The organism is Nocardia sp. NPDC102475, from assembly GCF_055584605.1.
The window spans coordinates 122,983-147,048 of record NZ_JBVJLS010000007.1 but is presented as its reverse complement, the minus strand read 5'-3'; the positions used below and the strand labels follow the sequence as shown (position 1 = coordinate 147,048).

Genomic DNA, 24,066 nt, shown 5'->3' with positions numbered 1-24,066 from the left:
ACCGGACGCCATGCGCTCACCTTTCGACAGTCCCAGCGTATCGCCAGAAAAGGTGAACAGTCCCACGTCCGCGTGGATCGGATCGCAGCTCCTCGGGACGAGGCTCACCACAGTGTCGCGGCAATGGGTGGCAGGTCGATGGCGGTGCGGATGCCCGGTGGTGCGGCACATAGGTGGGGAATGGTGTTGACGGCGCGATTGGCCGCGTAGGTCGGCGATGCCGCATTCGCCTGGACCGACGCTTCTCCCGGCCGCAGGTCCACCTCGAGAGGCGTGTCGCCCTCGACCGAGATATGCCATCCGGTCGGGCGTAGTGACCAGTCGGTGCTGATGTCGGTACCGCAGTAGCGGGTCGAGCGGAACTGCAAAAGCGGACGGCCGCGGCGTGTGCCGGAAACCGTGATCCGTTGTGCGACAACGGTTCCCTTGCGGAATACGGCGGCGCCGACCTGGACGTCTTGGTTCGCGGTGGCGAGTTCGCCGCGGACGTCGATCGCGTCCAGTGGCGGACCGAAAGCGTCGGCGGCCAGGCGCAGTGACGGGCCGATAGCGCGGCGGGCCTGGATCAGGCGGTGATGCTCGAAGGTCGCTTGGCTTATGCCGAAGCCCATGCCGAGCAGCGTCCATGGGGTTTCGGAGTGGGTGAGGTCGGTGTATTCGTCGATCGTCATGCGGTCCAGGCGTCGTTGGATCGAGCCGAGTGCGATGGGCATGGTTTCGGTGATGAAGCCGGGACTGTGGCCGGTGCTGTGGATCGAGGCTCCACCGGACCAGCACGCCGCCTCCACGCGTGCGTACAGGACTTGATCCATGCTGGCCGGATGATGGAACATGCCGTGGGTGGTCACGATATTCGTGCCGGTGGCCAGCAGTCGGCAAACGGTGTCGATGTCGAAGACGCGCGGTGTATACACCACGCAATCGGCACCCAACTCGATGATTTCGTCGATATCGCCGGTGGCGGTGATCCCGGTCTGTGTCGGCAGTTGGCACAGGCGGCCGGCATCGGTGCCGACCTTGTCCCGAGTGTGGGTATGGACCCCGACCAGCGTGATGTTCGGGTGTTCGATGAGGGCGCGCAGAGCGGGTCGTCCGACATTCCCGGTGGCCCACTGGACCACCCGGTACCGTTGCGCTGTTTGCTCGATTATGTTGTGTGGCAAGGGATTCATTTCGTCTCGGTGGCTGGAGGCCGGTGTCACGGTCGGGCTGGCCCTCACATACCGAAGAGTCTCTGTTCCCCGACGGGGTCGAGATATAGCCGAGTTAGTTTTGAGCTGCTGATGCGCCATCGGTCATCGACGAGCGCATAGGTCTCGTGATGGTGCCCGAATCCGAGGACTCTGATGTCGGCCGGGTAGATCAGCAGATCTTCTTGTATTGCCCACACCCCTGTCGCGGTGGACGGTGAGACGACATCGATCTCGGGCATATGCCCCTGGTGCACCGTCGGTGCGGAGCCGATCGCGGACCGGAGAAATCCGGCGAACGCATCCGCACCGATCGTCTTCATCCCGGCCGATGCGGTGGTGTCGACCACGACATCGTCGGTCACCAGTTGTCGCAGCGTCACCCAGTCCTTGGTGTCGATCGCCCGGAAGTAGCACGCCTTGAGCTGCTTGATCGAATGGACGGCCGCCACGGAAACGGCGGGATCCACACCATTCTGGGCTGGCGTGCGTCCCGGATCCGCGTTCGCGAACGCCTCGCAGGTGAGACCGACGGCTGTCACTGCGGTGTCGATCAGGAAGTTCGACCGCGTGTGTGCTAATCCCCAGCCATGGTCGACGCGAGCACGACGACGGGGCAATGCATCCGGTCGGGCGGACACGATCGTGTCGATCGTCTGCAATGTGGTCGGATCCATCTTATGTTGTCCTCAAATACCTTGTGGCACTTTGTATTCGACAGGCACCATCGAGATCATCGACGTCGGCGGAAGGATGCTGCCCATCGGCCGATACTCCACCGATATCGCCGGCTACTCCGAAACAGTCTCTGCGCCGCGGTCGGGTCGAGGTAGAGCCGGGTGAGTGTGGAGCTGCTGATGCGCCAGCGGTCACCGTCGAGTGTGTAGGTCTCGTAGTAGTGCCCGAATCCGCTGCCTCGGATGTTGTCGGGCCAGATCAGCAGATCCTCCAGCGCCCACACACCGGTCGCGGTGGCGGGTGTGTGCACCTCGATTTCGGGCATGTGCCCGTGATGGACAGTCCGGGCAGCACCGATGACGGCCTGGAGATAGCCGATCAAGGCGTCCGCGCCGGTCGTCCTGATTCCGGCCGAGGCTGTCGTATCGACCACGACGTCGGGCATTACCTGTTGCTCGAGCAGCCCCCAGTCCTTGGTGTCGACCGCCCGGAAATAGCGCGCCTTGAGCTGTTTGATCGCGTGGACAGCCGCTACTGCGGCGCCGGATTCCACACGATCCACCGCCGCTACGTGAGCCGGACCGAGGGCTGTCGTCCCGGTCATGAGGGTTAGCCGCGTATAGGTCATGACTGGTCCGCCTGCAGGCGAGTCGATTTCATGCCCGTGATCACCCACCGGCCATCGCGAATGCCGTAGGTGTCGTGATCGTGGCCGAACGACAGTAAGCGTCCGCCGTCCGGCTTGACCAACAGCACCTGCACTGCCCACGTTCCGGTCGCCGCGCCCGCGGCGGTGATCGCGATTTCGGGCATGTGCCCGTGATGGACCGTCACCGCATCGCCGTAATCGGTTTGCAGCGCCGCCACGTGGTTCGACGCTCCCCTTACGCGGTCACCACCGACCGCCGTGGTATCCACGTCGATGTCATCGGCGAGAACGGAGCCGAACGCGGACCAATCCTTGGTGTCGAGAGTGCGAAAATAATGCGCTTTGAGCGATTCGATCACGTTGATCACCTGCAATGTCTGCGGATCCACCGCGGTTTCCACTCGCCTTCCTGGTTGTCGACTATCGCGACCTGCCGCGGTGACGTGAAGGGAATTCCAGTGGCAGGCCAGAGTCAAGTATCTAATATTCGATAAGAGCTATCGAATAGATGACAAAACCTTATGCTGGCGCTGAAAACGCGTCAAGCCGCGAGAGTTCGCCCAGCGCCATCGCGGTTCCTTGGCACCGAGTCACTGTCCGCGTGTTGTGTGCCGAGCTGTTTCGCGGAAAGAACCCGCCAACAGTTCGACCGCGCCGTCGCCGATGATCTTGACTGTGGCGTCTTCAGTGGCACGGGCTTTGGCGGCGGCGCGGTACCCGGTGCCGGGTTGCGCAACCTGGGCTTGACGCGTTTTCACCGGCCAGCCTAAAGTCCTGTCAACTATTCGATGCAAGTTATCGAATAGTCGATAATAGATCGTTGCATGCTCTGCCGCTGGAATTTCTTCACGACGGTGCCGCAGTCGCGATCGTCGACAACAGGAAGAGTAGGAACAGCGGTGGATCCGGACACATTGCAGGCGATCAATGCGATCGAATCGCTCAAAGCACGTTATTTCCGCACTCTCGACACCAAGGATTGGACGGCATTCGGCTCCGTCCTCGCCGATGACATCGACGTGGACGCGACGGCACTGGGTGGTACCCGTGTCACGGGCGCGTCGAACTACGTGGCTGCGCTGCAACGTGATTACGGCACAACGGTGACGGTCCATCACGGGCACATGCCCGAAATCGCGATCACCGCCGCGGGCGCGGCGACCGGAACGTGGGCAGTGCAGGTGCTACTGGTCAAGCCGGACGGCGGCCGCTTCCTGGCATTCGGCCACCACAACGACACCTACGGCATTCGTAACGGCCGGTGGGTGATCACGGGCATCAAATCGACTCGCCTGCAGGCGGACCAGTCATGACCTATACGCGGCGAACCTTCATGATCGGGACCGGGGCGGCCGCCTTCGGTCTGGCTGCAGCGGTGTCGGGACGTGTGTCTGCGGCCCCGGGTGACGAGGCGCCGCCGGACCCCGCGGCGGCGGTAGCGGCCGTCTACGCGATCAAGCAGGTCAAGGCGCGCTATTTCCGGGCGGTGGATACCAAGGACTGGGATCTGCTCGAGCAACAGGTGACGCCCGACGTCGTGATCGACACGACCGGCTCGGCCGGAATCGTCACGACCGGCGCGGCCGCCTTCATTGCCTACCTCCAGGCCACCATCGGTGCTGCCCGGACCGTCCATCAGGGGCACATGCCCGAAATCGAGGTGCAGTCGCCGAGCACAGCGACCGGGGTGTGGGCGCTGCAGGATCTGCTGATCTTTCCCGGCAACATCCGAGTCATCGGATTCGGGCACTACCACGAAACCTACGCACTCGACGGTGACCGCTGGCGCATCAAAAGCTCCAAACTCACTCGCGTCTACCTCGACCCGCTCGCAGAGGAGAAACTGTTCGGCATGTGAGGACCGCGTCGCCCGGTCAGGCCTCGGACCGGGCGACGCCGGTGATCGCGGTCGTTATCCGGATCAGGTGCTGACCGATGGTCTCGGTCTGTTCCGGCGGGAGTTCGCCGAGGGGGTGGACCGAGAGCAGCAGCGCCGCGTGTCCTTGCGGGTCGAGTACCGGCGCGGTGATGGCGGATACCGGGTGGGGTTGGGCGGAGGTGACGTCCGGAAATCCGAGCGTGGTGAATTCCACGCGTAGCTGGTCGAGGGTCTCCTGGATATTCGATGGAAGTGCGATCGTGCCGGTGTCGAGCGTGCCGATGAGGCTCGCGGCTTGCCCGATAGCGGGTGAGGTGTAGTCCACATCGAATCCACGTTCGCGAATCCGGGCCAGTGCGTCGTCCAGGCGCTCGGCGATCGCCGTATTCGTGGACGCGGCCCGCTGGATCCAGGCGCGGCGTTCCTCGGCGGTGTCCCAGGCCGCGAACACGGCGCCGAACGGCGGCGCGTAGGGGATGCGATCGCCGGGCCACGGTCGCTCACCGGCTACGAACGCGGTGAGCACCAAAGAGTCGGCGACCTTCTCGGTTACCGATGTGGCGTAACCGAATTCGGCCGCAAGCCCGACCGCGGCGGCCCGAGCGGCCTCGACGAACGGGCGCGTATTCACCGCCGCTGCCACGACAGCGAGCCCGGGCCCGAGTGCATAAGCCTTGCCGGCCGGATCGCGGGTGACCCACCCGCGATCGCACAGGGTCTTCAAGATCGCATGCGTGGTGGCCAGTGTCAGGTCCAATTCGCGCGCGATGTCGCTATAGCGGAGCCGAACATCGCCGCGACGTGCCAGCAACTCCACGACATCGACGACGCGCGCGGTCGGTGCCGATATCGCACCACGCATCTTGACTCCCTTCTTGCTCTGCCTTACGGTCAACACATCGAATATCTGATAGATATTATCGAGTATTCGATAACACTACCTGAGGGTGACTCGCGAAGCAAACCGAGGGAAACATCTATGGCCACACCCGACATAGTCTGCACCTTCCATGAACTGACGCAGGCCAAAGCACGTTATTGCCTGGCCGTCGACACCCAGGACTGGGCAGCCCTCACCGACCTGATGACCCCGGACATCGAACTGGACGTCAGCCACAGCAACACCGGTGTCCCCGTCATCACCGGGCGAGACAACGCCGTCGCGATGATCCGCACCGCGCTGATCGGCGCCCGCACCGCCCATCAGGTCCACACGCCGCTGATCGACGCCGACGGCGACGAGGCCCGTGTCATCTGGGCCATGCAGGACCGTGTCGTGTGGGACAACGGGTCGGCGCTGACCGGGTACGGGCACTACCACGAACGCTGGGTGCGTCGCCACGGTGACTGGAAACTCGCCGCGCTCACCTTGACTCGACTGATCATCGAAAACTCCGGCACCACAGACAGATAGAGGCACACATGATGGCACGGGCAAAGATGCCGGTGACTTCGGGCGAGATCGCAGAGAGGTCCGCGGTCCGTGAGATCGAGCTGTGGGCAAGGGGATATCTGCGCCGCCATCCCGGTGCGTCCCTGGAGACGGTCGGCGGGCAGGTCGTCCTTGCCGTGCGCGCGATCCAGTACCTGTTCGTCGACATCGTCACGGGCAAGTTTCCGTTCCGTGAATTCGTACTGCAGGCCGTGTTCATGGCCAAGACCTCGTATGTGCCGACCATCGCCGTTGCGATCCCGATCAGCGCGACGATGTCGATCCTGTTCGGCCTGCTGGCCGGTCAGGTCGGGGCAACCTCACTGGCCGGTGCTGCGGGGGGCCTGGCGGTGATCCGGCAGGCGGCGCCGATGGTTACGGCCATCCTGTTGGCCGCAGCCGTCGGATCCGCCATCTGCGCGGACCTCGGAGCGCGAACGATCCGCGAAGAGATCGACGCGATGGAGGTCATGGGCGTCTCGCCGCTGCGGATGCTGGTGGTGCCCCGCTTGGCCGCGGGCATCGTGGTCGCGCTCGGGCTGACGGTTCTGAGCTCCTTCGTCGGATTCCTGGCCGGATACCTGTTCAACGTCTATGTCCAGGGCGGCACCTCGGGGAGCTATCTGGCTACGTTCTCCTCTTTCGCCAGGATCGGTGACCTCTATCTGGCGATGGTGAAGGCCGTGGTGTTCGCCGTCATCGTCACCGTTGTCGCTTGTGAAAAAGGCCTGAGCACCAAGGGTGGTCCCGGAGGCGTCGCGAACTCCGTCAACGCCGCCGTCGTCGCCTCCATCATCATGCTCATGCTGGTGAATGCGGGATTCACCGAGTTGTACACCCTCCTCTTTCCGAGGACGACTCTCTGATGGCGTCGCGCTACTATCCGCCAGGAGTCCGGCCGGTCATGGTAGCCGGGACCACGGTGGCGGTTCCGGTCATGCGGCTGGGGTACATGGTCACCTTCTTCGGCCGTGTGCTGGGCGGTATTCCGGTGGTGCTGCGGCACTATCGCACGGAGTTCATGCGCATTCTGTCGAATGTGACGTGGGGGAACGGCTCCATCGTCGTGGGCGGCGGAACCGGGCAGGTCGTTCTCGTGCTCGGTGCCGCGGCGGGGGCGATCGTCGCCATCGAGGGCTTCAGCGCACTGAAACTGCTGGGCATGGCACCAGCTACCGGGATGATCGCCTCGACGGCGGTGACCCGCGAATTGGCGCCCATCATGTCCTCGATCGCCTTCGCCGCGCAGGCGGGCTGCCGCTTCACCGCGCAGCTGGGATCCATGCGCATCGCGGAGGAGATCGACGCGCTCGATTCGATCGCGATCCGCCCCATACCGTATTTGGTCACGACGAGGATGCTGGCCTCGATCGTGGCGATGGTTCCGCTGTACCTGGCCTGCCTCGCGACCAGCTACCTTGCCGTCGAAATCGTCGTCGGTCTGTCCGGCGGGCAGTCGGCGGGTACCTACGAACACTATTTCCGCCTGGTGCTCAATGGCACCGACATTGTCTATTCGCTGTCGAAGGCCATCGTCTTCGTCATCATCACCACGACGATCCAGTGCTATTTCGGTTTCTACGCCTCGGGTGGCCCGCAAGGGGTCGGAGTGGCGGCGGGGCGTGCGATGCGCGCGAGTATCACCGCGATGATCTTCGTGAATCTGCTGATGACGATGACCCTGTGGGGCTTCGACGCCGGCGCGAGAATCAGTGGGTAACAGATGTCGATTGCGTTCGAATCCGACGGCAAGGTCCTGCCCGACTGGCAGCTGCTCCTGCGGGGGACCGCCTTTCTCCTGGTCCTCGCGGTGGCCGCGGTGCTGATGATCGCCAGATCGCAAGGCGTCTTCCGGGAGACCGTGCGGGTTACGGCGGTGCTGGTCAATGTGGGTGACGGCCTGCCTGCGAAATCGGATGTGAAGTATCAGGGCGTCCTGGTCGGTCAGGTCGACAGCGTGACGGCGTCGACCGATGGCGGCCCGAACTACGTGCAGATCGACCTGAAACCCGAATACGTGTCGGGAATTCCGGCGACGGTGACCGCACGTGTCGTGCCGAGCAATGTGTTCGCGGTGCCGTCGGTCCAATTGGTCTACAAGGACCGGGCTGCGCCGCTCGCCGCGGGCGCGCGCATTCCGGAGGATCAGAGTTTGGAGACGGTCCGGTTGCAGACATCCTTGACCGCGCTGAGCCGAATCGTCGCCGCCGCAGGGCGTTCCGCATCGGATCCGACACTCGGGATCCTGGCCGTCGTCGAACGCGCGACCAGCGGCCGCGGCGCCGAGGCCATTCAGGCGGGTGCCGAATTGACCCGGATCTCACAGGCACTCAACGCGGCGATGGCTCCGGACGGGACCGGCTCCACGCTCGACGCGCTGTCGGATGCCCTGGCCGGACTTCGGTCCTCGGCACCCGACCTGTTGAGCGCGGTCCACAACGCGGTGGGCCCCATGCGGGCCGTGGCGGACAGCAAAGACCAGCTGGCCACCCTGCTGACGGGCGGTCTGACCACCTCCGGGACGTTCGCCACGGCGTTGGAGAACAACACCGCGACGATCACCGACATCACCGGCAAGCTGTCCCCGGCACTCGACACGATTGCCGAGGGAAGTCGCAACTTCGTGCAGATGACCGTCTCGCAGACCCGGCTGGCTCGCACATTCGTCCAGCTGTGGGACACCGAGGATCAGAACGTGACCGCCAAGATCATCCTCGAGCTCACCCCACACCGGCAGTACACACGTGCGGATTGCCCGCGCTACGGCGATCTCGAAGGGCCCAGTTGCCACACCGCGCCGGTCGGCGGCCCCACCATCATCGGGCCCAACGCCGCGCCCGCGAGCAGTCCGGCCCCGATCGGCGGAAACGTGGGTGCGATCGGCAGCAGACAGGAGCAGGAGCAGATTGCCTCGATCCTCGGCGGCGGGCCCAACGCCGCGGCCGACATCCTGTTCGGCCCGTTGCTCAGGGGTAACGATGTGAAATTCACCCCGGCGCCGGACGAACCCGCCCCGGCAGGAGGGCCTCGATGAGTTACCGCAAACCGTTGCTGGGGCTGATCTTGTTCCTGGTGGTCTCGATCGCATTGACCTGGACGATGTACGTCACGCTGTCACGCAACATCAGCGGGCAGACCGACACGTACTCCGCGGTATTCACCGATGTGTCCGGCCTGCACGCGCGCGACGACGTGCGCATGGCCGGGGTACGAGTCGGTCGGGTGAAAGCCGTCGAACTCGAGGGAACCCGCGCGAAGGTGACCTTCGAGGTCCAGCGCGGCCAGGTGTTGTACGGCAACACGGCGGCGTCGGTCATCTATCAGAATCTCATCGGGCAGCGCTATCTCGGACTGTCGCTACGTGAGTTCGCCGATCCGAAGGTCTTGTCGCCGGGCGGGCAGATCCCGGTCGAGCACACCGAGCCGTCGTTCGATATCTCCAAGCTGCTCAACGGATTCGAGCCGTTGTTCAGCGTGCTCGACCCACAACAGGTCGACAACATCAGTAACGCCGTGGTCCGGGCGCTGCAGGGCGACGACGGTGCGATCACCACCCTGATTGCCGAAACCACCTCGCTCGCACAGGCATTCGCGGGCCCGGACCAGGCTCTGGGCCAGGTGATCGACAATCTCGGAGCGGTAGTGGGCGACCTGTCGAAGCAGAGCGGCAACCTGCAGACGGTGCTGCAGCAGACTCGCCGGATCTTCGATGCGCTTGCGCACCAGCGTGACACGCTGTTCCAGCAGGTCGATTCGATCTCCGGCGTGCTGGGCCGCGCTGCGGAGGTGGTGCGTGGTGCGAGTCCTTCGATGAATGCCTTCGTGGATCGCCAACCGGGCTTCGCCCAGCACTTCATGGACAACAAGCAGAAGTTCGCCTACCTGGGTTTCAACTTGCCGTACCTGCTGCAAGGTATGTCCCGCATTACCGACACAGGTGCCTATGTGAATGCATACGTCTGCGATGTGAGCGTGAGCATGATCCCCGGATTCGATCCGCTGCTCGCGACGATTCTGGCGGCGAAGACTCCCAGCGGCAAGGTCGAGAACTCGGGGATCTGCAGGTGAGGCGGAAATGATGCGACGACTGAACACGGTGTGGCAGCGGATGCGCAGCCGTCCGCTGGAGGACCGCAGCAGGCTACGGATCGGCCTGGTGGCGGTCACCGTTCTCGCGGTTGTCGTCGGGGTGACGCTATTTGTCAATTCGCTGCACCTCGGCAAGCAGACCTATCGGGCGGATTTCGCGCAGGCGGCCGGTGTCGGCGCCGGCGACGCGGTGACCCTCGCCGGAATCGAGGTCGGTAACGTCACCGGGACGCAGTTGGCCGGGGACCACGTGGTGGTGACCATGAAGCTGCAGCGCGGCCTGCCGCTGGGATCCGATACCGGGGCCGCCATCAAACTGACGACGATGCTGGGTTCGCGCTACGTCGAACTTCGCCCCGCCGGGGCAGGGCGCCTCCGCGATAATTCGATCGCGCTGTCTCGTACCGAGGTGCCCTACGACCTGCAGACCGCGCTGCAGAACGCCACGACAACCTTCAGCAGTATCGATGCCGATCGGGTCGCGCAGACGATGAACGCCTTGACCGAACAACTGCGCGGTACGCCGGCGTTGATGCCCGAAGTTCTGCAGAACATCAGGTCTCTCGGCTCGGTTATCGCCGATCGGCGCACCCAGATCGGATCGCTGCTGAACAGTACCGATCAGGTGGTCACGGTGCTCCACGATCAGCAGGCCGAGCTGGGGGCCATGGTCAATGATGGCCGGAATGTGTTGCAGCAGATCATTTCCCGGCAGCAGGCCATCGAAGGCTTGCTGCAGGCCACCACCACGCTGGTCCAACAGCTCAAGCCCATCGCGGTGGACGACGGGCCGCAAATCCAGCAGCTGCTCACGAATCTGACGCAGATGATGCAGATGATCGCGGGTCACGACGACCTGCTGCGCAACATTCTGCAGATCCTGCCGGTGCCGTGGCGGTTGTTCGCCAACGCCACCGGGACCGGCCAGGAAATGGTGGGCAACGGACCCGACGGCCTCTTCATCGATTCGTTCATGTGCGCACTGAGCGGATTCGCGAAACAAGTGAACCAGCAACCGTACTTCGAGGACTGCAAATGAGTAGCGTGATCCGAGGAGCGAAGCTGGCGGTCCTCGCCCTCATCGGCGCCGTAGTGGCAGGGTGTTCCAGTGGCCCGATCGATACATCGATCACGATCACCGCGCAGTTCACGAATGCCAACGGTGTGTACACCGGCAACGCGGTCTCGGTTCTGGGCATGCGGGTCGGCAGAGTCACCGGTATTCAGGCGCGGGCGACTTACGTCGATGTCACCATGGATATCGACAAGTGGGTCAAGATTCCGGCCGACGCCCAGGCGGTTGTCGTGTCGGACTCCGTGCTGACCGACCGGCATGTGGAATTTACTCCGGTCTATCGCGGCGGCCCGGTGCTGGCCGACCACACCGTTCTGACCACCGATCGCACCAGGACCCCGGTGGAATTCGACAGCCTGTTGGCGATGGCCGACAAGCTGTCCACCTCGCTGGGCGGGGACGGCAAGGGGCAGGGACCGGTCGGCGGTCTGCTCGACGTCGGATCGCAGATCGTGGCCGGCAACGGAAACAACCTGCGCGACGCGATGACCGAGCTCTCGCGCGCACTCCAGCTCGGCCCGGACAACGGGGCCGCGACCCGAGCCGCCGTGACCTCGGTCGTCCAGAATCTCGACGCGCTGACCGCGGCCGCTTCCCGCAACGATCAGGCTCTGCGCGAGTTCGGTTCCGGTGTGCACCAGCTGAGCGACATACTCGCCGATTTGAATCTGGGAGCGGGTGACACCGGAGCGCAACTCAATCAGATCATCATCCAGATGACCGATCTCATGCAGCGCAATCAAGGCAATCTGCGGGCTCTGGCGTCGAGTTCGAACACCGTCACCAAATCCATGGCCGACTACAACGACAACCTGGCCGAGTTTCTCGACGTCTTCCCGCTGGTGACGGACAACGCGTACAACGCCATCGACCAGAACATCGGCGCACTGCGCGCCACGGTCGACCTGAACAAGTTCCTGCTGGACGGCCAGATGCTGAAGTCGGTTTGCAATCTTCTGGGTCTGAAGGAGCTCGGCTGTGCGACCGGAACCGCGCGGGATATGGGACCGGACTTCGGCCTCGGCCAGATGCTCGCGGTCATCGCGGGAGCACCGCCGAAATAGCAGGGATGACAGAAACATGACGAAATTCGGCTCACGAGAACGCATCCTGCGCATCAGCGCTGTGGTGGCGGTATCGGCTGCTGCCTGGTCGGCCACCGCTTGTTCGGTGACATTGGACAAACTCCCGTTGCCGGCGCCCGGTGTCGGCCGTGACAGCTATTCGTTGACGGCCACCTTCGCCAACGCGCTCAACCTGCCGGCGAGAGCGAAGGTCCGCCTCAACGGCGCCGATGTCGGCGAGGTCGAGTCGATGCGGGCCCAGAACTACACGGCCGTGGTGCAGATGCGGATCAAATCCGGCGTGCGGCTCCCCTCCGGGACCACTGCCGAATTGCGCTCGGCCACACCGATGGGTGACGTCTTCGTCGCACTCACGCCGCTGGCGAAGCCGGATCCCGCTGCTCCCGATCTGGGCGACGGCGCGCGCATTCCGTTGGAGTCGACGTCGGCAGCGGCGACCATCGAAGAGGTGCTCACCAGAGCCGCCTTGTTCGTCAATGGTGGAGCCATCGAGAACTTCACCAGCCTGGCCAACAGCCTCGGCGCGGCCGTCGGCGGGCGCGGTGACCGCCTGGCCGAGATGATCGAGCAGACCAGGCAATTGGTGAACAACCTCACGGCCCGGTCCGACCGGATCCGTGAAATCCTGGCGACGACGGGCGATCTGAGCGCGACGCTGGCAGCCCAGCGGGCCGACGTCAGTGACGCGATGGCTGCGGCCGGACCGGCGCTGCAGGTCATCGGCGACAACACTCAGGGCATCGTCGAACTGATCGGGCAGGTGAACCGAATCACCCAGCAAATCGCCCGTTACCCATCGGTGAACGGCACCAACGACCGCAGTCTGATCGAATCGGTCGACAAGCTGGCCGAGGGCATGAACACCTCAGCGAACAATCCCGATGCGAATCTCGACGCACTGATCGCACTGATCCCGCTCATCATGAAGGTGACGAGTGCGTCGTCCGCGCACGTGAATGCCGATATCCCCAAGCTCGCCATCGGTGTGGTGCCGGATCCGAACAGTCCCGCCGACTCCGCCGGCAGAATGCCGGACGCCACGGATTGGGTCAACTTCATCGGATCGCTGGAATACACCCTGAACCGCTTGAAAGACAAGGTTGAGCCGGGCCGATGAATACAGCTGTCGTTCGAGACGTGATATTGGAGCCACCCGCGCGGGCGCTGGTGTACACGGCGCGGCAAGTGTCGCGCCACCGCCTGTTGACCTCCTGCGCCGGCCTATTGCTCGTATTGGTCCTGGGTACCGGGTACCTGCTGTTGGGCTCCTTGCAGCTCAATCCGTTCCGGTCGCAGTTTCAGGTGCGGGTGGAACTAACGCAATCGGGCGGCCTGCTGCCCGATCAGGACGTCACGCTGCGCGGCGTCCGGATCGGGCGCGTGCGGTCGGTCGACGTCGACGGAGACAAGGTCGTTGCCGTCGCCACCATCCAGTCCGGCGTGCGGATCCCAGCGGGAGGGAACGCACGGGTCGCCTCGCTGTCCGCGGCCGGCGAGCAGTTCCTGGACTTCCTGCCCTCGTCCGACAGCGGGCCGTATCTGTCCGACGGCGATGTCGTGAGCCAGGACCACACCTCGACCCCGGTCACTATGGCCACCATGCTCGCCAGCATGAGCGGCACGTTGGCACAGCTGGACCCGGCCCGGATGGAGGCCATCGTGCGCGAACTCGGCGCGAGTTCGGCAGGTCCGGAAAAACTGGCCGCGATCGTCGACGGCGGCATGTTCCTGCTCTCGACCCTGGATTCGGTACTGCCGCAGACAGTTTCGCTGTTGCACAACAGCAAGGCGGTACTGACCACACTCGGGGACGTCGCTCCGGGACTACGGGCGACTTCCGCAAATCTGGCACAGACGATGGCCGGAGTCGGATCGATGACCGGCGGTTACCAGACCCTGGTCGACAACACACCGGGTGCGCTGGCCGCGCTGGACAAGATCATCGCTGACAACTCGCCGACCATGGTGCAGCTGCTCGGCAACCTGGCCACCACCTCACAGATGGCCTACCTGCACGTACCGGCGCTGCAAGAATTCTTCTTCCCGCAGCAGCGGACCGGCTCGACGCTCGATGCCATCTCCTCCGCCATGCACGACGGCGGGGTGTGGGCCGCGGTGAGTCCTTACCCGAAGTACGCATGCGACTACGACCTGCCGCGCCTCCCGGGCTCCATTCCGGATTTCCCGCAGCCGTACCTGCACGCGCGGTGCACCAATTCCGACCCGTCGGTCCTGCCACGCGGCGCGGCGAATGCGCCGCGGCCGCCCGGCGACAACACGGCGACCATTCCCCCCGGCGTGGATCCGCAGCAGCGAGCGGATCCGCCACCGACCGGGCCGTACTCCGTTCCGCAGACGTACGGCGGCCCGTTCGTACAAGGGGGGTAACGCACCGGGGGAAGGACGATTGTGAACAGGAGACAAAGATGAACAAAAGCTCGGTGATTGCCATGGACAAGGTCGACGACTCGGTCTCGTCCGATGGCGAGGGTGCAGCGTCGGACCAGGTGTCGGCCGCGAATCCAGATGAGATGAGCCGCGACGATTCGGCGTTGGCCATTGCCGATGCGGAAGCGCCCGCCGCCGCCTCCGACGACGCCGAGGACGGCGCGGTCGCGGAAGTGTCCGACGACATCGGGAAGTCCGGCCGCTCTTGGCGCCGATGGTTGCCGCGCCCGCTGAGCGGAGTCCTGATGCTGCTCGTCGTGGTATCGGTCGTGCTCGCGGCGGTGCTCGGCTGGAAACTCGAGACCCGCAACGATCGCCAAGCCGCGGGTGCGGCGGCGTTGGCGGCCGCCCAGGACTACGCGACAGCGCTGACCAGCATCGACTCCTCACATATCGACAACGATTTCACGACCGTCCTCAACGGGGCGACCGGGGAATTCAAGAGCATGTACAGCAAGTCGGCCGATCAGCTCAAACCGATGCTGCTGCAGGCAAAGTCGGTCAGCAAGGGACATGTCGTCGCCGCGAGTGTGCAGTCCGCCTCGGAGAACCAGGCCGTGATCATGCTGTTCGTCGACGCCGAGATCACCAATGTGACCAACCCGACGCCCCGCGTCGACCGCAACCGCATCTTGATGACCATGGACCGCGTCGACGGTCGGTGGCTGGCGAGCAAGGTCGAGCTGCCCTAGGCGCTCGACCCTCGCTATCCAACAAATAAATGAAATGGCGAAATTCGAGAAGAGAGGTGTATCTCCGTGACGACCAGTGCGATCAGTGACATCTATTACGACCCTTACGATGTCGGACTCAATGCCGATCCCTATCCGATGTTCAAGCGGCTCCGCGAGGAGCTGCCCATCTATTACAACGAGCAGCACGACTTCTATGCGATGAGCCGGTGGGCCGATGTGAATGCGGCCCTGCTCGACACGGGCACCTACAGTTCCGCACGCGGGGCCATCCTCGAGCTGATCAAGGCCGGAATCGAGATGCCGCCGGGAATTCTGATCTTCGAGGATCCGCCGGTCCACGACATCCACCGAAAGCTCTTGTCCCGCATGTTCACTCCGCGCAAGATCCGGGAACTCGAGGACAAGATTCGTCAATTCTGCGTCCGCAGCCTCGATCCGCTGGTCGGTACCGGTCGGCTGGATTTCATCGCCGATATCGGCGCACAGATGCCGATGCGCACAATAGGCATGCTGCTCGGCATTCCCGAGGAAGACCAGGAAGCCATCCGAGACTTCGCCAACGATCAAATGCGGACCGAGGAGGGCAAGCCGATGAAGGCCGCCTCCGAGGGGATGGCCACCGGCGACATCTTCTCCGCCTACATCGACTGGCGTACCGAGCACCCCTCCGACGACATCATGACCGAACTGCTCAACGTGGAGTTCGAAGACGAGAACGGAGTCGTACGGCGCCTGACCCGCGATGAGTTGCTGATCTACGTGAACGTGGTGTCCGGTGCCGGTAACGAGACCACGACGCGATTGATCGGTTGGGCGGGCAAGGTGCTTGCCGAACATCCCGAGCAACGGCGTGAGCTGGTCGAGAATCCGCGGCTCATACCGAACGCGGTGGAGGAGCTGCTCAGGTTCGAGCCACCCGCACCGCACGTCGCGCGCTATGTGACCCGGGATGTCGAACTGCATGGCCGGACGGTTCCGGAGGGCAGCGTGATGATGATGCTTATCGGGGCAGCGAACCGCGACCACCGGCAATTCGCGCCGGACGGTGACGTTTTCGATATCCATCGCGATACCCGCCAACACCTGACCTTCAGCGTGGGAACGCACTACTGCATGGGGTCGGCGTTGGCCCGGTTGGAAGGGCGGATCGCGCTGGAGGAAATCCTGGCGCGGTTCCCCGAGTGGGAGATCGACACGGCCAACAGCAAGCTGTCGCCCACCTCGACCGTCCGCGGCTGGGAAACGTTGCCCGCCTTCACTTCCTGACCAACGAATCAATTCAACGAATAGAGGTAATCATGACCGGACGGGTCGAAGGAAAGGTCGCATTCATCACCGGCGCGGCGCGCGGCCAGGGGCGCAGCCACGCCGTGCGGTTGGCGCAGGAAGGCGCCGACATCATTGCCGTCGACGTTTGCAAACAGCTGGACAACGTACCTTTCCCGATGCCGACGCCGGCGGATCTGGCGACCACCGCCGATCTCGTCAAGGCCGAAGGTCGGCGCGTCGTCACCGCCGAGGTCGACGTACGCGACTACGCGGCGCTGAAGGCGGCGGTGGACAGTGGCGTCGAGCAGCTGGGCCGCCTCGACATCATCATCGCGAACGCGGGCATCGGCAACGAGGGTGGTCTGCTGGTCGATCTCGAGGAAAACCTTTGGGACGATATGATCGGCGTCAACCTCGGTGGCGTCTGGAAAACCGTGAAAGCTGGTGCGCCGCATATGATCGCGGCCGGGCGCGGCGGCTCGGTCATCCTCACCAGCTCGGTCGGCGGCCTCAAGGCGTACCCGCACGTCGGACACTACGTCGCCGCCAAGCACGGTGTGGTCGGTCTCATGCGAACCTTCGCCGTCGAGTTGGGGCAGCACTCGATCCGGGTCAATTCGGTGCATCCCACTCATGTCAGCACAGATATGTTGCTGAACGAGGGAACCTTCAAGCTGTTCCGCCCTGACCTGGAGAATCCGGGACCGAAGGATCTCGAGCCGATCTGCCAAATGTTCCACACCCTGCCGGTGCCGTGGGTGGATCCGATCGACATCAGCAATGCGGTGCTCTACCTGGCATCGGAGGAATCCCGCTACGTGACCGGCGTACCTTTGCCGATCGACGCGGGCAGCATGCTGAAGTAGGTATGCCGCGGCCATGACACAGTCGAAGAAATTGGTCATCGGAGCCAGCGGGTTCTTGGGAAGCCACGTGACCCGGCGGTTGGCGACCGACGGTGCGGACGTGCGGGTGATGCTGCGCCCCACCAGTTCGACACAGGGAATCGACGACCTCGACGTCGAACGCGTTTACGGTGAGGTTTTCGACGACATCGCGTTGCGCTCGGCGATGAACGGATGCGACGTCGTCTACTACTGTGTCGTGGACGCGCGGATGTGGTTGCGCGATCCGGCGCCCCTGTTCCGCACCAATGTCGAGGGTTTGCGGCATGTGCTGGACGCCGCCGTTGCTGCCGGACTGGAGAAATTCGTCTTCACCAGTACCGCCGGAACACTGGCCATCAACAATCAGCGCCCGGTCACCGAGACCGACCCACACAATTGGGACGACGGCGGCCCCTACATCGCGGCCAGGGTCGCGGCCGAGGATCTCGTGATGCGCTACGCCAGGGAAAAGTCTCTCCCGGTGGTGGCCATGTGTGTCTCCACGACCTATGGCCCCGGCGACTGGGCGCCGACACCGCACGGTTCGGTGATCGCCCGGGTCGCCGCCGGGCGGTTCCCCTTCTATTTCGATTTTTCCTCGGAGGTGGTCGGCATCGAGGACGCTGCACGGGCGATGGTCCTCGCCGGCGGTCGCGGCCGCCCCGGCGAGCGGTACATCATTTCCGACCGCTACATGAGCAGCCGCGAGGTCCATGAGATCGCCGCTGCCGCCGTGGGCGTCCGCGCACCGACCATCGGCCTACCTCTGAAACTGCTCTACCTCGCTGCCCGTGGCAACGACCTGGCCGCCCGTCTGGTGAACCGCGATCTCCCATTCGCCACAGTCGGTTTGCGCATGGCCGAGTTGATGTCTCCGCTCGACCACGGCAAGGCCGAGCGTGAACTCGGGTGGAAGCCGGAGCCGGTGGAGAATTCGATCCGCCGCGCCGCGGAGTTCTTCGAGCACCGCCGACGGGGAGGAGCAGGGCGCGGCGTGCCATCATGAGGCCATGGCCGCTCGTGAGGGTGACGTGTCGAGCGTCGAGGACAGGACTGCGCGGCCTACGAACGCCGATGTGGCGCGGCTGGCGAAGGTATCGACCGCGACGGTCAGCTATGTCTTGAACAATGCCGAGGGCAAGCGGATTTCGGCGCGAACCCGGGGAGCGGTCTACGCCGCCGCCGAACAGTTGGGGTATCGGCCGAATGTCGCCGCGCGAAATCTGGCGCGCGGTAAGGGTGGCGTGGTGCTGTACGTGGTGCCGCGGGTGGCGGTCGGTGACATGCCGATCGAGGCCGGTAACCGGATGACCACCGAACTCGCCCGCCACGGGCTGTTGCAGGTGCAGATCTTCCAGACCGAGGACGATCAGCAGGTCCTCGATGCCATCGGCAATCTCGATCCAACCGCGGTTGTCAGCATGTTTCCGCTGAGCAGCCGCGTACGGACCGCGGTGCGAGCGGCGAAGGTGCCGCATATCGAGATCGGGCTGCTGCCCGCGCTCGGAGATCCGCTGCTCTCGGTCGGCACGTTGCGTGTCGGGCATCTGGTCTCGCGTGGGCACCACAAGATCGCCTTCGCCTATACCGGAATCGCGAAATGGCGTGCCTTGGGGGACTATTGGTTCGAGGGCGTTGCCCGGGCGGCACGCCTGCACGATCTGCCGTCCATCAGCGTGGGCGAGGTCACTCCGGACAATGTCGCGGCTGTGGTGTCCGGGTGGGTGCGCGACGGGGTGACCGCCGTGTGCGCGCAGAGCGACGAGATCGCGGGCCTCGTGCTGTTCGGCATCCACGAAGCCGGTCTCTGCTGCCCCGACGACCTCGCTGTCATCGGTGTGGACGCAAACCCCATGGGAGCGTTCAGTTCACCGCCCCTGACCACCGTGGAGTTCGATCCCACCGCCGTCGCCACCGCCGCGATCGCGGCAGTCCTCACCGAACTGGGGTATCCGGTGCCATCGGCTCCCGAGCCCACGGACATCGCCCGGCTCGTCGTGCGCGCCTCGACCTAGACAGGACGCCGCGCTCAGACGTCGCCAGGGTGGCGATGTAGCTCTGCAAAACCCCGAAATTCGGATTGTCGCCCTCTGGACGGCGCTGGGTTAAGCGCTTAATCTATGGGTGACGGTTGGTTGGTGAGGCCGACCGTCACCCGGTCGAGCAAAGTCGCAGATGCGCGAGGAGTGATACCCATGACGGTGCAATCGGTGTTGGACTAGATCCGTGAATGCCCGGGACCGGTGAGGTGATTCCGATCCCCGATCCGGTCACCGAAGAGCAGATCACCGATGGCGGAGCTGAAGCCGTCCGTGGAACGGGCCGGTGTTCAACTTCTGCGCCGAGCTTGCACCCGGCACCCGGTGCCGGATGCGGCGTGGTCACCGGAGCGTGCGGAGCACATAGACGGTGATCGATCGCCCGTGAATCCGGTGAAGTCACCTCTACCGGATTCATCCCCAGTGCGCGGGAACACCGTTGCCGCCGACAATCCCGGTCGACCCGCTCAGTGGCCGATGTAGACCGACTTGATGTTGAAGTAAGACTCGATGCCCTTCTTGCCACGCTCGCCGCCCCAACCCGACTGTTTGTGGCCGCAGATCGGCATAGAGGGGTCCGCCGCGAGCGCGGAGTTCACCCAGATCTGGCCGGCGCGAAGCTCGTTCACGACGCGATGGGCGCGGCCGAGGTTTTCGGTCCAGATGGAGCCGGCGAGCCCGTATTCCGTGTCGTTCGCGGCGGCGATCACCTCGTCCTCATCGTCGAACGGGATCACCGAGCCGACCGGCCCGAAGATTTCCTCGCGGATGAGACGCATATCGGGCGTGGTACCGGTGACGATCGTCGCCTCATAGAAGTAGCCGCGGCGGTCCATCACTTGGCCGCCGGTCACCACCTGCGCGCCGGCGGCCACGCCGTCGTTCACGATGCCTTCCACGCGCTGACGCTGCTTCTCGCTGATCAGCGGGCCGAGGACCGAGTTGGGATCATCGCTTCCGCCCATCGGCAGCATCTTGGCAAACGCGGCGAGACCGTCCACGACCTGTTCGTATATGCCGCGCTGAACGTAGATGCGCGAGGTACAAGAGCAGTTCTGGCCCGACCCGGCGAGCAGGCCCATGCCGGCCCCCATGATCGCCTTCTCCAGATTGGCGTCGTCGAACATGATCAGCGGTGATTTGCCGCCGAGTTCGAGTGTCAGGCGCTTGAGATTGCCTGCGGCCGCCTTGACGATCAGCCGTCCGACCTCCGTCGACCCGGTGAACGCGATCTTGTCTACGTCCGGGTGCGCGGTGAGCGCCGCACCCGCGGTCTCCCCGTAGCCGGTGATGACATTCAGGACGCCGTCGGGCAGACCCGCCTCGCGGAAGATCTCCTCTAGTTTCAGCGCGGTGAGCGGCGTTTCCTCGGCGGGCTTGAGAACAGCGCTGCAGCCCGCCGCGAGGGCGGGCGCGACCTTGAGCATCGCGACGAAGAACGGCCCGTTCCAGGGGATGATGAGGCCGACGACACCGACCGGCTCCAGCTGAGTGAAGGTGTGGTAGTTCTCGAAGTGGCCGAGTAGTCCGTCGGATACGAGATTGCTCGACTCGCCGTGGATCTTGCCGACCCAGCCGGCGTAGTACACCAGCATCTCGAGCGACACCTTGATGATCTGACGCGCGGCCATCGCGTTCATGCCGTTGTCACGGGCCTCGATCTCGGCGAGCTCGTCGGTGCGGGCCCGGATGATGTCCGCGGCGCGGAAGAGCACCTCCGCGCGGTGCGCGGCGGGCAGCTTGCGCCAGACACCCGACTCGAATGTTTCGCGTGCCCTTGCCACCGCCGCGTCGACGGTCGCCTGGTCGGAATCGACGACCTCTGCGATCAACTCCTCGGTGGACGGGTCGAAGACGGGAATGATCCCCGAGCTAGGGCTTTCGACCGCAGGATCGATGTCGATCGTGTTACTCAATATCCCTCATCCTTTCGCCGAGCCGCTCCGACACGGAGAAGCGCGATGCCTTCAGTTGTTGAGAACCCTGCGCTGTCCAGCACAGGAAAGATCTGGCCGCCTGCCGCCTGCCGCCTGCAGGACTCGGGGCAGCGCCGACAGTTAGTTCGAGGCTGGCCCTGCGTCCCGAGGCGAAGGACTCATGGTCGTTGCGGCTGAGCTTAAGCGCTTAACTCGAACAGGTCCAGTACCTATCGATCGCGGTTGCACGGCTGGCACCGGCGCACCCGGAGTATCTCGGCGACATCGTCGGTGTGGGCTGCATCGCGGCGGTATCGAGTTCGGTGTTGGTCGGTCACCTCAGTGTGAGACGGGCCGTCGATGGTGCCCGATGAGCAAGGCGCGGTCGCCGACGAACAAGCTCACCTGCCGCCGCAGCCGATGCGGGATACGGAAGTACCCACCCGCGGCGATGGCGGTGTGTCCGTCGAGGGCCGGTCGGCCAGCAGCACTCCAGCGTCGAGGCGGGTCAGCTCCAGGCGGGTGCCCGGTCTCCAGTCGAGGGCGGCGAAGCCGGGCTTGTCGAGGACGCGGCCCCCGTCGCCGACGGTGCAGATCCCGTAGACGACATCACCGTCGGCGGGACGCACCGCCGGGGCTGGCGGAAGAGGCCCGTGGATGAGCTCCTGCAACGGGGACTGGGGCGGGATGACGGGCGCGATCATCGGCTATCACCCTCGCCAGCAAACTTCCGCGAGGGGGCAGATGTGACGCAATTTGGCAGATATGCCAGAAATCGGTGCAGGTCAGAACGTGTTTCCACTGGTCGGCTCCCGTGTGTGCAAGGGCACTCGCACACAGAGCACGAACTTCTGTCACGTTTGACGTGAATCTGTGCGCGAGAGGGGAATCGATCACGGAGCCGCAACAATATTGGTGCAGGTGTGTGCACGAGTGCTTCTATTGTGCGTCGCTAGAGAGTAGCACAGGCTGGGCGATCATGTTCCGTTGTCTCAATGCTATTGATCTGCAACAGTTTTCAGTGCTTCGCTAGAAGTAGCTGAGTTGGAGGCTGGGTCGGACTCTGGTGGTTGGTTCGGCTTCGGTTTGTTTTGCTGCTTCAAAGGTGTTGTGGCGTGGGCGAAATTGTTGGTTGGAGGGTGGTGCCGGTCGCTTGTTGTTGGGCGACCGGCACCGTGGTTGTTAGTGGGTGATGGGGTGGGGTTGGTTGGTGAGTAGTGGGTGGGGTTCTTGGGTGAGTGCTGTGAGTGCTGCGGCGATTTCGTGGAGGTCGGCTTTGACGTAGGTGGCGGTGGTGCCGTGGGTTTTTCGGGTGTGGTGGCCGGCGTAGGTGCGGGCGGTGGCGTAGCCGAAGGTGCGTTCGACCCAGGTGAGTGTGGTGTGGCGTAGCCAGTGGGTGGTGATGTGTTGGGTGGCGACCCAGGGGAGGTGTTGTCCGATGCGGGTCCAGAGGTGGTCGTATCGGCGGGCGGTGATGGGTTTGGTGTTGCGGTAGCGCAGCAGCTGCCCTTGGGGTGGGCTGCCGCGTTGTTCGGCGTGGCGCAGGAGGTGGCGCATGAGGGTGGGGGAGACGGGTTGCCAGCGGTCGATGCCTTCTTTTTCGCGGAGCAGGATTAGGCATTGGTGTGGGTCGAGGTCGCAGGGGCGTAGGCGCAGGGCGCCGCTGCGGCGGCATGCGGTTTCGATGTGCAGGCGCAGGATGAGGGTGTCGAGTTCGGGGTCGTTGCCGGTAAGGGAGGTGACGTGGCAGATCTCGGCGAGTTGGGGAGAGGGGATCGCGTGGCGTTGCGATGGTGGCCGGGGTGGGTATTGCTAGGTGGCGGGCGGGGTTTCGGGTGGGGTGGATCCAGTTGTTGTCTTCGGCGTAGCGGTAGAGGCAGCGTGCGGTGCTGACGAAGTGTTCTCGTGCGCTGGTTCCGTTGCGTGCGCCGGGTTTAGCGCTGCTGGTGGTCTGGATGGTGTGGGCTCGGTGGTCGAGATCAGCTTTGGAGATTTGGTCCAATGGGTGGTTGTGCCAGGTGGTTTCGAGCCAGTTGAGATGGGTGTTATAGGTGCGCAGGGTGCCCGGGGTGAGGGTGGCCCGCAGTTTCGGGATGGCTTGGCTGAAGGTGGGTACGGCGGGGGTGGTGAGTAGGTCTGTGGCGGTGCCTGTCTGCGACAACAGGATTCGGGTGGCGTCGATGGCTGTCGGGTCGGCGACTGTGCGGACGTCTGTTGTCATCGGCTATGACTCCAGTGACCGCAGGTAGTTGCCGAACAGCGCGTTCAGCATCGGTGGTGGGTAGATTGCGAGTTGCTGTTGATCCGGGTGAGCGACGAGCAGGACTTTGTCACCGATGTCCAGGTCTGCTTGGCGTCGTTGCCGGAAGGGGATGCGAAAGTAGGCGCTGGTGACGTGTGCGGTGCCGAGATCGGTGGGGTGGATGAGCAGGATGCCGTCGTTGTAGCAGCGGATTCCGAGGCGGGTGCCGCTGGTCCAGTCGAGGGCGTCCAGTACTGCGCGGTCGTGGATGCGTCCTGCGGTGCCGAGGGTGCACATGCTGTAGACGATGCCGGGGTCGATGGGTGTGGCGACCTGTCGTGGTGCGGTGCGTATGGCGTGGATGAGTTCGTGGACGGGTGTTTGTGGTGGGATGACCGGTGCGATCAGCACGACAGCCACCACCCGTCGGCAATCCCGAGTTGTTTGGTCCGTGATCGCTGGATCACATTGTGGGCCAAGGCTTTACCTCCGT

The 24,066-nt window shown here is 64.2% G+C and carries 26 protein-coding genes; 16 read left to right on the top strand and 10 right to left on the bottom strand.

Going from position 1 to position 24,066, the window contains the following annotated elements; translation table 11 throughout:
• Window positions 1–104 precede the first annotated feature (104 nt).
• From ACZ60G_RS15090 to ACZ60G_RS15070, 5 genes are all read right to left on the bottom strand, one after another.
• Entirely contained in the window at window positions 105–1,172 is a 1,068-nt protein-coding gene (locus ACZ60G_RS15090) for an NAD(P)H-dependent amine dehydrogenase family protein (RefSeq protein WP_465810712.1), read from the bottom strand.
• Window positions 1,173–1,216: 44 nt separating this feature from the next.
• Complete coding sequence (locus ACZ60G_RS15085) at window positions 1,217–1,867, bottom strand: nuclear transport factor 2 family protein (RefSeq protein WP_465810711.1); 651 nt, start codon at window positions 1,865–1,867, stop codon at window positions 1,217–1,219.
• Window positions 1,868–1,923: 56 nt separating this feature from the next.
• Window positions 1,924–2,496, bottom strand: a complete 573-nt coding sequence (locus tag ACZ60G_RS15080; RefSeq protein WP_465810710.1) for a nuclear transport factor 2 family protein — start codon at window positions 2,494–2,496, stop codon at window positions 1,924–1,926.
• Window positions 2,493–2,918, bottom strand: a complete 426-nt coding sequence (locus tag ACZ60G_RS15075; protein WP_465810709.1) for a nuclear transport factor 2 family protein — start codon at window positions 2,916–2,918, stop codon at window positions 2,493–2,495. Before ACZ60G_RS15075 ends, ACZ60G_RS15080 begins: the two co-directional genes overlap by 4 nt.
• Before the next feature lie 189 nt (window positions 2,919–3,107).
• Complete coding sequence (locus ACZ60G_RS15070) at window positions 3,108–3,275, bottom strand: hypothetical protein (RefSeq protein WP_465810708.1); 168 nt, start codon at window positions 3,273–3,275, stop codon at window positions 3,108–3,110.
• A gap of 141 nt (window positions 3,276–3,416) precedes the next feature.
• Here ACZ60G_RS15070 and ACZ60G_RS15065 point away from each other — a divergent pair, with 141 nt between their 5' ends.
• Both ACZ60G_RS15065 and ACZ60G_RS15060 read left to right on the top strand, forming a co-directional pair.
• Window positions 3,417–3,830, top strand: a complete 414-nt coding sequence (locus ACZ60G_RS15065) for a nuclear transport factor 2 family protein (protein WP_465810707.1) — start codon at window positions 3,417–3,419, stop codon at window positions 3,828–3,830.
• Window positions 3,827–4,375 (top strand): nuclear transport factor 2 family protein, encoded by a 549-nt coding sequence (locus ACZ60G_RS15060; RefSeq protein WP_465810706.1) that lies wholly within the window; start codon window positions 3,827–3,829, stop codon window positions 4,373–4,375. The genes ACZ60G_RS15065 and ACZ60G_RS15060 overlap by 4 nt, the downstream gene beginning before the upstream one ends.
• A 16-nt stretch (window positions 4,376–4,391) precedes the next feature.
• On the opposite strand, the gene ACZ60G_RS15055 is transcribed toward ACZ60G_RS15060, so the two are convergent.
• Window positions 4,392–5,258, bottom strand: coding sequence for a helix-turn-helix domain-containing protein (locus ACZ60G_RS15055; protein WP_465810705.1), 867 nt, complete (start codon window positions 5,256–5,258; stop codon window positions 4,392–4,394).
• Window positions 5,259–5,375: 117 nt separating this feature from the next.
• On the opposite strand from ACZ60G_RS15055, the gene ACZ60G_RS15050 reads away from it, so the two are divergent.
• The 14 genes from ACZ60G_RS15050 (at window position 5,376) to ACZ60G_RS14985 (ending at window position 19,391) form a co-directional block, all read left to right on the top strand.
• The gene (locus tag ACZ60G_RS15050) at window positions 5,376–5,810 is read left to right on the top strand and encodes a nuclear transport factor 2 family protein (RefSeq protein ID WP_465810704.1); all 435 of its coding nucleotides are present in this window, start codon (window positions 5,376–5,378) and stop codon (window positions 5,808–5,810) included.
• A gap of 8 nt (window positions 5,811–5,818) precedes the next feature.
• The gene (locus ACZ60G_RS15045) at window positions 5,819–6,694 is read left to right on the top strand and encodes an MlaE family ABC transporter permease (protein ID WP_465810703.1); all 876 of its coding nucleotides are present in this window, start codon (window positions 5,819–5,821) and stop codon (window positions 6,692–6,694) included.
• Window positions 6,694–7,548, top strand: a complete 855-nt coding sequence (locus ACZ60G_RS15040; protein ID WP_465810702.1) for an ABC transporter permease — start codon at window positions 6,694–6,696, stop codon at window positions 7,546–7,548. The genes ACZ60G_RS15045 and ACZ60G_RS15040 overlap by 1 nt, the downstream gene beginning before the upstream one ends.
• A gap of 3 nt (window positions 7,549–7,551) precedes the next feature.
• A complete protein-coding gene (locus tag ACZ60G_RS15035; RefSeq protein WP_465810701.1) occupies window positions 7,552–8,862 on the top strand; it encodes an MlaD family protein in 1,311 nt (436 codons plus the stop codon).
• Window positions 8,859–9,896: an MCE family protein gene (locus ACZ60G_RS15030; protein WP_465810700.1), complete on the top strand. Its 1,038-nt coding sequence runs from the start codon at window positions 8,859–8,861 to the stop codon at window positions 9,894–9,896. Before ACZ60G_RS15035 ends, ACZ60G_RS15030 begins: the two co-directional genes overlap by 4 nt.
• 7 nt (window positions 9,897–9,903) lie before the next feature.
• Window positions 9,904–10,956 (top strand): MCE family protein, encoded by a 1,053-nt coding sequence (locus ACZ60G_RS15025; RefSeq protein ID WP_465810699.1) that lies wholly within the window; start codon window positions 9,904–9,906, stop codon window positions 10,954–10,956.
• The gene (locus ACZ60G_RS15020; protein WP_465810698.1) at window positions 10,953–12,056 is read left to right on the top strand and encodes an MCE family protein; all 1,104 of its coding nucleotides are present in this window, start codon (window positions 10,953–10,955) and stop codon (window positions 12,054–12,056) included. Before ACZ60G_RS15025 ends, ACZ60G_RS15020 begins: the two co-directional genes overlap by 4 nt.
• 16 nt (window positions 12,057–12,072) lie before the next feature.
• The gene (locus ACZ60G_RS15015) at window positions 12,073–13,194 is read left to right on the top strand and encodes an MlaD family protein (RefSeq protein WP_465810697.1); all 1,122 of its coding nucleotides are present in this window, start codon (window positions 12,073–12,075) and stop codon (window positions 13,192–13,194) included.
• A complete protein-coding gene (locus tag ACZ60G_RS15010) occupies window positions 13,191–14,465 on the top strand; it encodes an MlaD family protein (RefSeq protein WP_465810696.1) in 1,275 nt (424 codons plus the stop codon). Before ACZ60G_RS15015 ends, ACZ60G_RS15010 begins: the two co-directional genes overlap by 4 nt.
• Window positions 14,466–14,503: 38 nt before the next feature.
• Window positions 14,504–15,217, top strand: coding sequence for a hypothetical protein (locus tag ACZ60G_RS15005; protein WP_465810695.1), 714 nt, complete (start codon window positions 14,504–14,506; stop codon window positions 15,215–15,217).
• 66 nt (window positions 15,218–15,283) lie between these two features.
• Entirely contained in the window at window positions 15,284–16,486 is a 1,203-nt protein-coding gene (locus tag ACZ60G_RS15000; RefSeq protein ID WP_465810694.1) for a cytochrome P450, read from the top strand.
• 32 nt (window positions 16,487–16,518) lie between these two features.
• Window positions 16,519–17,355, top strand: coding sequence for a mycofactocin-coupled SDR family oxidoreductase (locus ACZ60G_RS14995; protein ID WP_465810693.1), 837 nt, complete (start codon window positions 16,519–16,521; stop codon window positions 17,353–17,355).
• 13 nt (window positions 17,356–17,368) lie between these two features.
• Entirely contained in the window at window positions 17,369–18,382 is a 1,014-nt protein-coding gene (locus tag ACZ60G_RS14990; RefSeq protein WP_465810692.1) for an NAD-dependent epimerase/dehydratase family protein, read from the top strand.
• 4 nt (window positions 18,383–18,386) lie between these two features.
• Window positions 18,387–19,391, top strand: a complete 1,005-nt coding sequence (locus ACZ60G_RS14985) for a LacI family DNA-binding transcriptional regulator (protein ID WP_465810691.1) — start codon at window positions 18,387–18,389, stop codon at window positions 19,389–19,391.
• Window positions 19,392–19,882: 491 nt separating this feature from the next.
• Here ACZ60G_RS14985 and ACZ60G_RS14980 read toward each other — a convergent pair whose 3' ends face one another.
• From ACZ60G_RS14980 to ACZ60G_RS14965, 4 genes are all read right to left on the bottom strand, one after another.
• Window positions 19,883–21,331, bottom strand: coding sequence for an aldehyde dehydrogenase family protein (locus ACZ60G_RS14980; protein WP_465810690.1), 1,449 nt, complete (start codon window positions 21,329–21,331; stop codon window positions 19,883–19,885).
• Between the two features lie 401 nt (window positions 21,332–21,732).
• A complete protein-coding gene (locus tag ACZ60G_RS14975) occupies window positions 21,733–22,035 on the bottom strand; it encodes a hypothetical protein (RefSeq protein WP_465810689.1) in 303 nt (100 codons plus the stop codon).
• 478 nt (window positions 22,036–22,513) lie between these two features.
• A complete protein-coding gene (locus tag ACZ60G_RS14970; RefSeq protein WP_465810910.1) occupies window positions 22,514–23,017 on the bottom strand; it encodes a tyrosine-type recombinase/integrase in 504 nt (167 codons plus the stop codon).
• Between the two features lie 538 nt (window positions 23,018–23,555).
• Window positions 23,556–23,984: a hypothetical protein gene (locus tag ACZ60G_RS14965; RefSeq protein WP_465810688.1), complete on the bottom strand. Its 429-nt coding sequence runs from the start codon at window positions 23,982–23,984 to the stop codon at window positions 23,556–23,558.
• Between the last annotated feature and the right edge of the window lie 82 nt (window positions 23,985–24,066).

Excerpts from the sequence above, each read along its gene's own strand:
- ACZ60G_RS14985 (WP_465810691.1), top strand. The coding sequence starts at position 18,387 with ATGGCCGCTCGTGAGGGTGACGTGTCGAGCGTCGAGGACAGGACTGCG.
- ACZ60G_RS15055 (WP_465810705.1), bottom strand. The coding sequence starts at position 5,258 with ATGCGTGGTGCGATATCGGCACCGACCGCGCGCGTCGTCGATGTCGTG.
- ACZ60G_RS15040 (WP_465810702.1), top strand. The coding sequence starts at position 6,694 with ATGGCGTCGCGCTACTATCCGCCAGGAGTCCGGCCGGTCATGGTAGCC.
- ACZ60G_RS14990 (WP_465810692.1), top strand. The coding sequence starts at position 17,369 with ATGACACAGTCGAAGAAATTGGTCATCGGAGCCAGCGGGTTCTTGGGA.
- ACZ60G_RS15080 (WP_465810710.1), bottom strand. The coding sequence starts at position 2,496 with ATGACCTATACGCGGCTAACCCTCATGACCGGGACGACAGCCCTCGGT.
- ACZ60G_RS15010 (WP_465810696.1), top strand. The coding sequence starts at position 13,191 with ATGAATACAGCTGTCGTTCGAGACGTGATATTGGAGCCACCCGCGCGG.
- ACZ60G_RS14975 (WP_465810689.1), bottom strand. The coding sequence starts at position 22,035 with ATGATCGCGCCCGTCATCCCGCCCCAGTCCCCGTTGCAGGAGCTCATC.
- ACZ60G_RS15025 (WP_465810699.1), top strand. The coding sequence starts at position 9,904 with ATGATGCGACGACTGAACACGGTGTGGCAGCGGATGCGCAGCCGTCCG.
- ACZ60G_RS15030 (WP_465810700.1), top strand. The coding sequence starts at position 8,859 with ATGAGTTACCGCAAACCGTTGCTGGGGCTGATCTTGTTCCTGGTGGTC.
- ACZ60G_RS15015 (WP_465810697.1), top strand. The coding sequence starts at position 12,073 with ATGACGAAATTCGGCTCACGAGAACGCATCCTGCGCATCAGCGCTGTG.
- ACZ60G_RS15085 (WP_465810711.1), bottom strand. The coding sequence starts at position 1,867 with ATGGATCCGACCACATTGCAGACGATCGACACGATCGTGTCCGCCCGA.
- ACZ60G_RS15090 (WP_465810712.1), bottom strand. The coding sequence starts at position 1,172 with ATGAATCCCTTGCCACACAACATAATCGAGCAAACAGCGCAACGGTAC.
- ACZ60G_RS15050 (WP_465810704.1), top strand. The coding sequence starts at position 5,376 with ATGGCCACACCCGACATAGTCTGCACCTTCCATGAACTGACGCAGGCC.
- ACZ60G_RS15035 (WP_465810701.1), top strand. The coding sequence starts at position 7,552 with ATGTCGATTGCGTTCGAATCCGACGGCAAGGTCCTGCCCGACTGGCAG.
- ACZ60G_RS15045 (WP_465810703.1), top strand. The coding sequence starts at position 5,819 with ATGATGGCACGGGCAAAGATGCCGGTGACTTCGGGCGAGATCGCAGAG.
- ACZ60G_RS15060 (WP_465810706.1), top strand. The coding sequence starts at position 3,827 with ATGACCTATACGCGGCGAACCTTCATGATCGGGACCGGGGCGGCCGCC.
- ACZ60G_RS15005 (WP_465810695.1), top strand. The coding sequence starts at position 14,504 with ATGAACAAAAGCTCGGTGATTGCCATGGACAAGGTCGACGACTCGGTC.
- ACZ60G_RS14995 (WP_465810693.1), top strand. The coding sequence starts at position 16,519 with ATGACCGGACGGGTCGAAGGAAAGGTCGCATTCATCACCGGCGCGGCG.
- ACZ60G_RS15020 (WP_465810698.1), top strand. The coding sequence starts at position 10,953 with ATGAGTAGCGTGATCCGAGGAGCGAAGCTGGCGGTCCTCGCCCTCATC.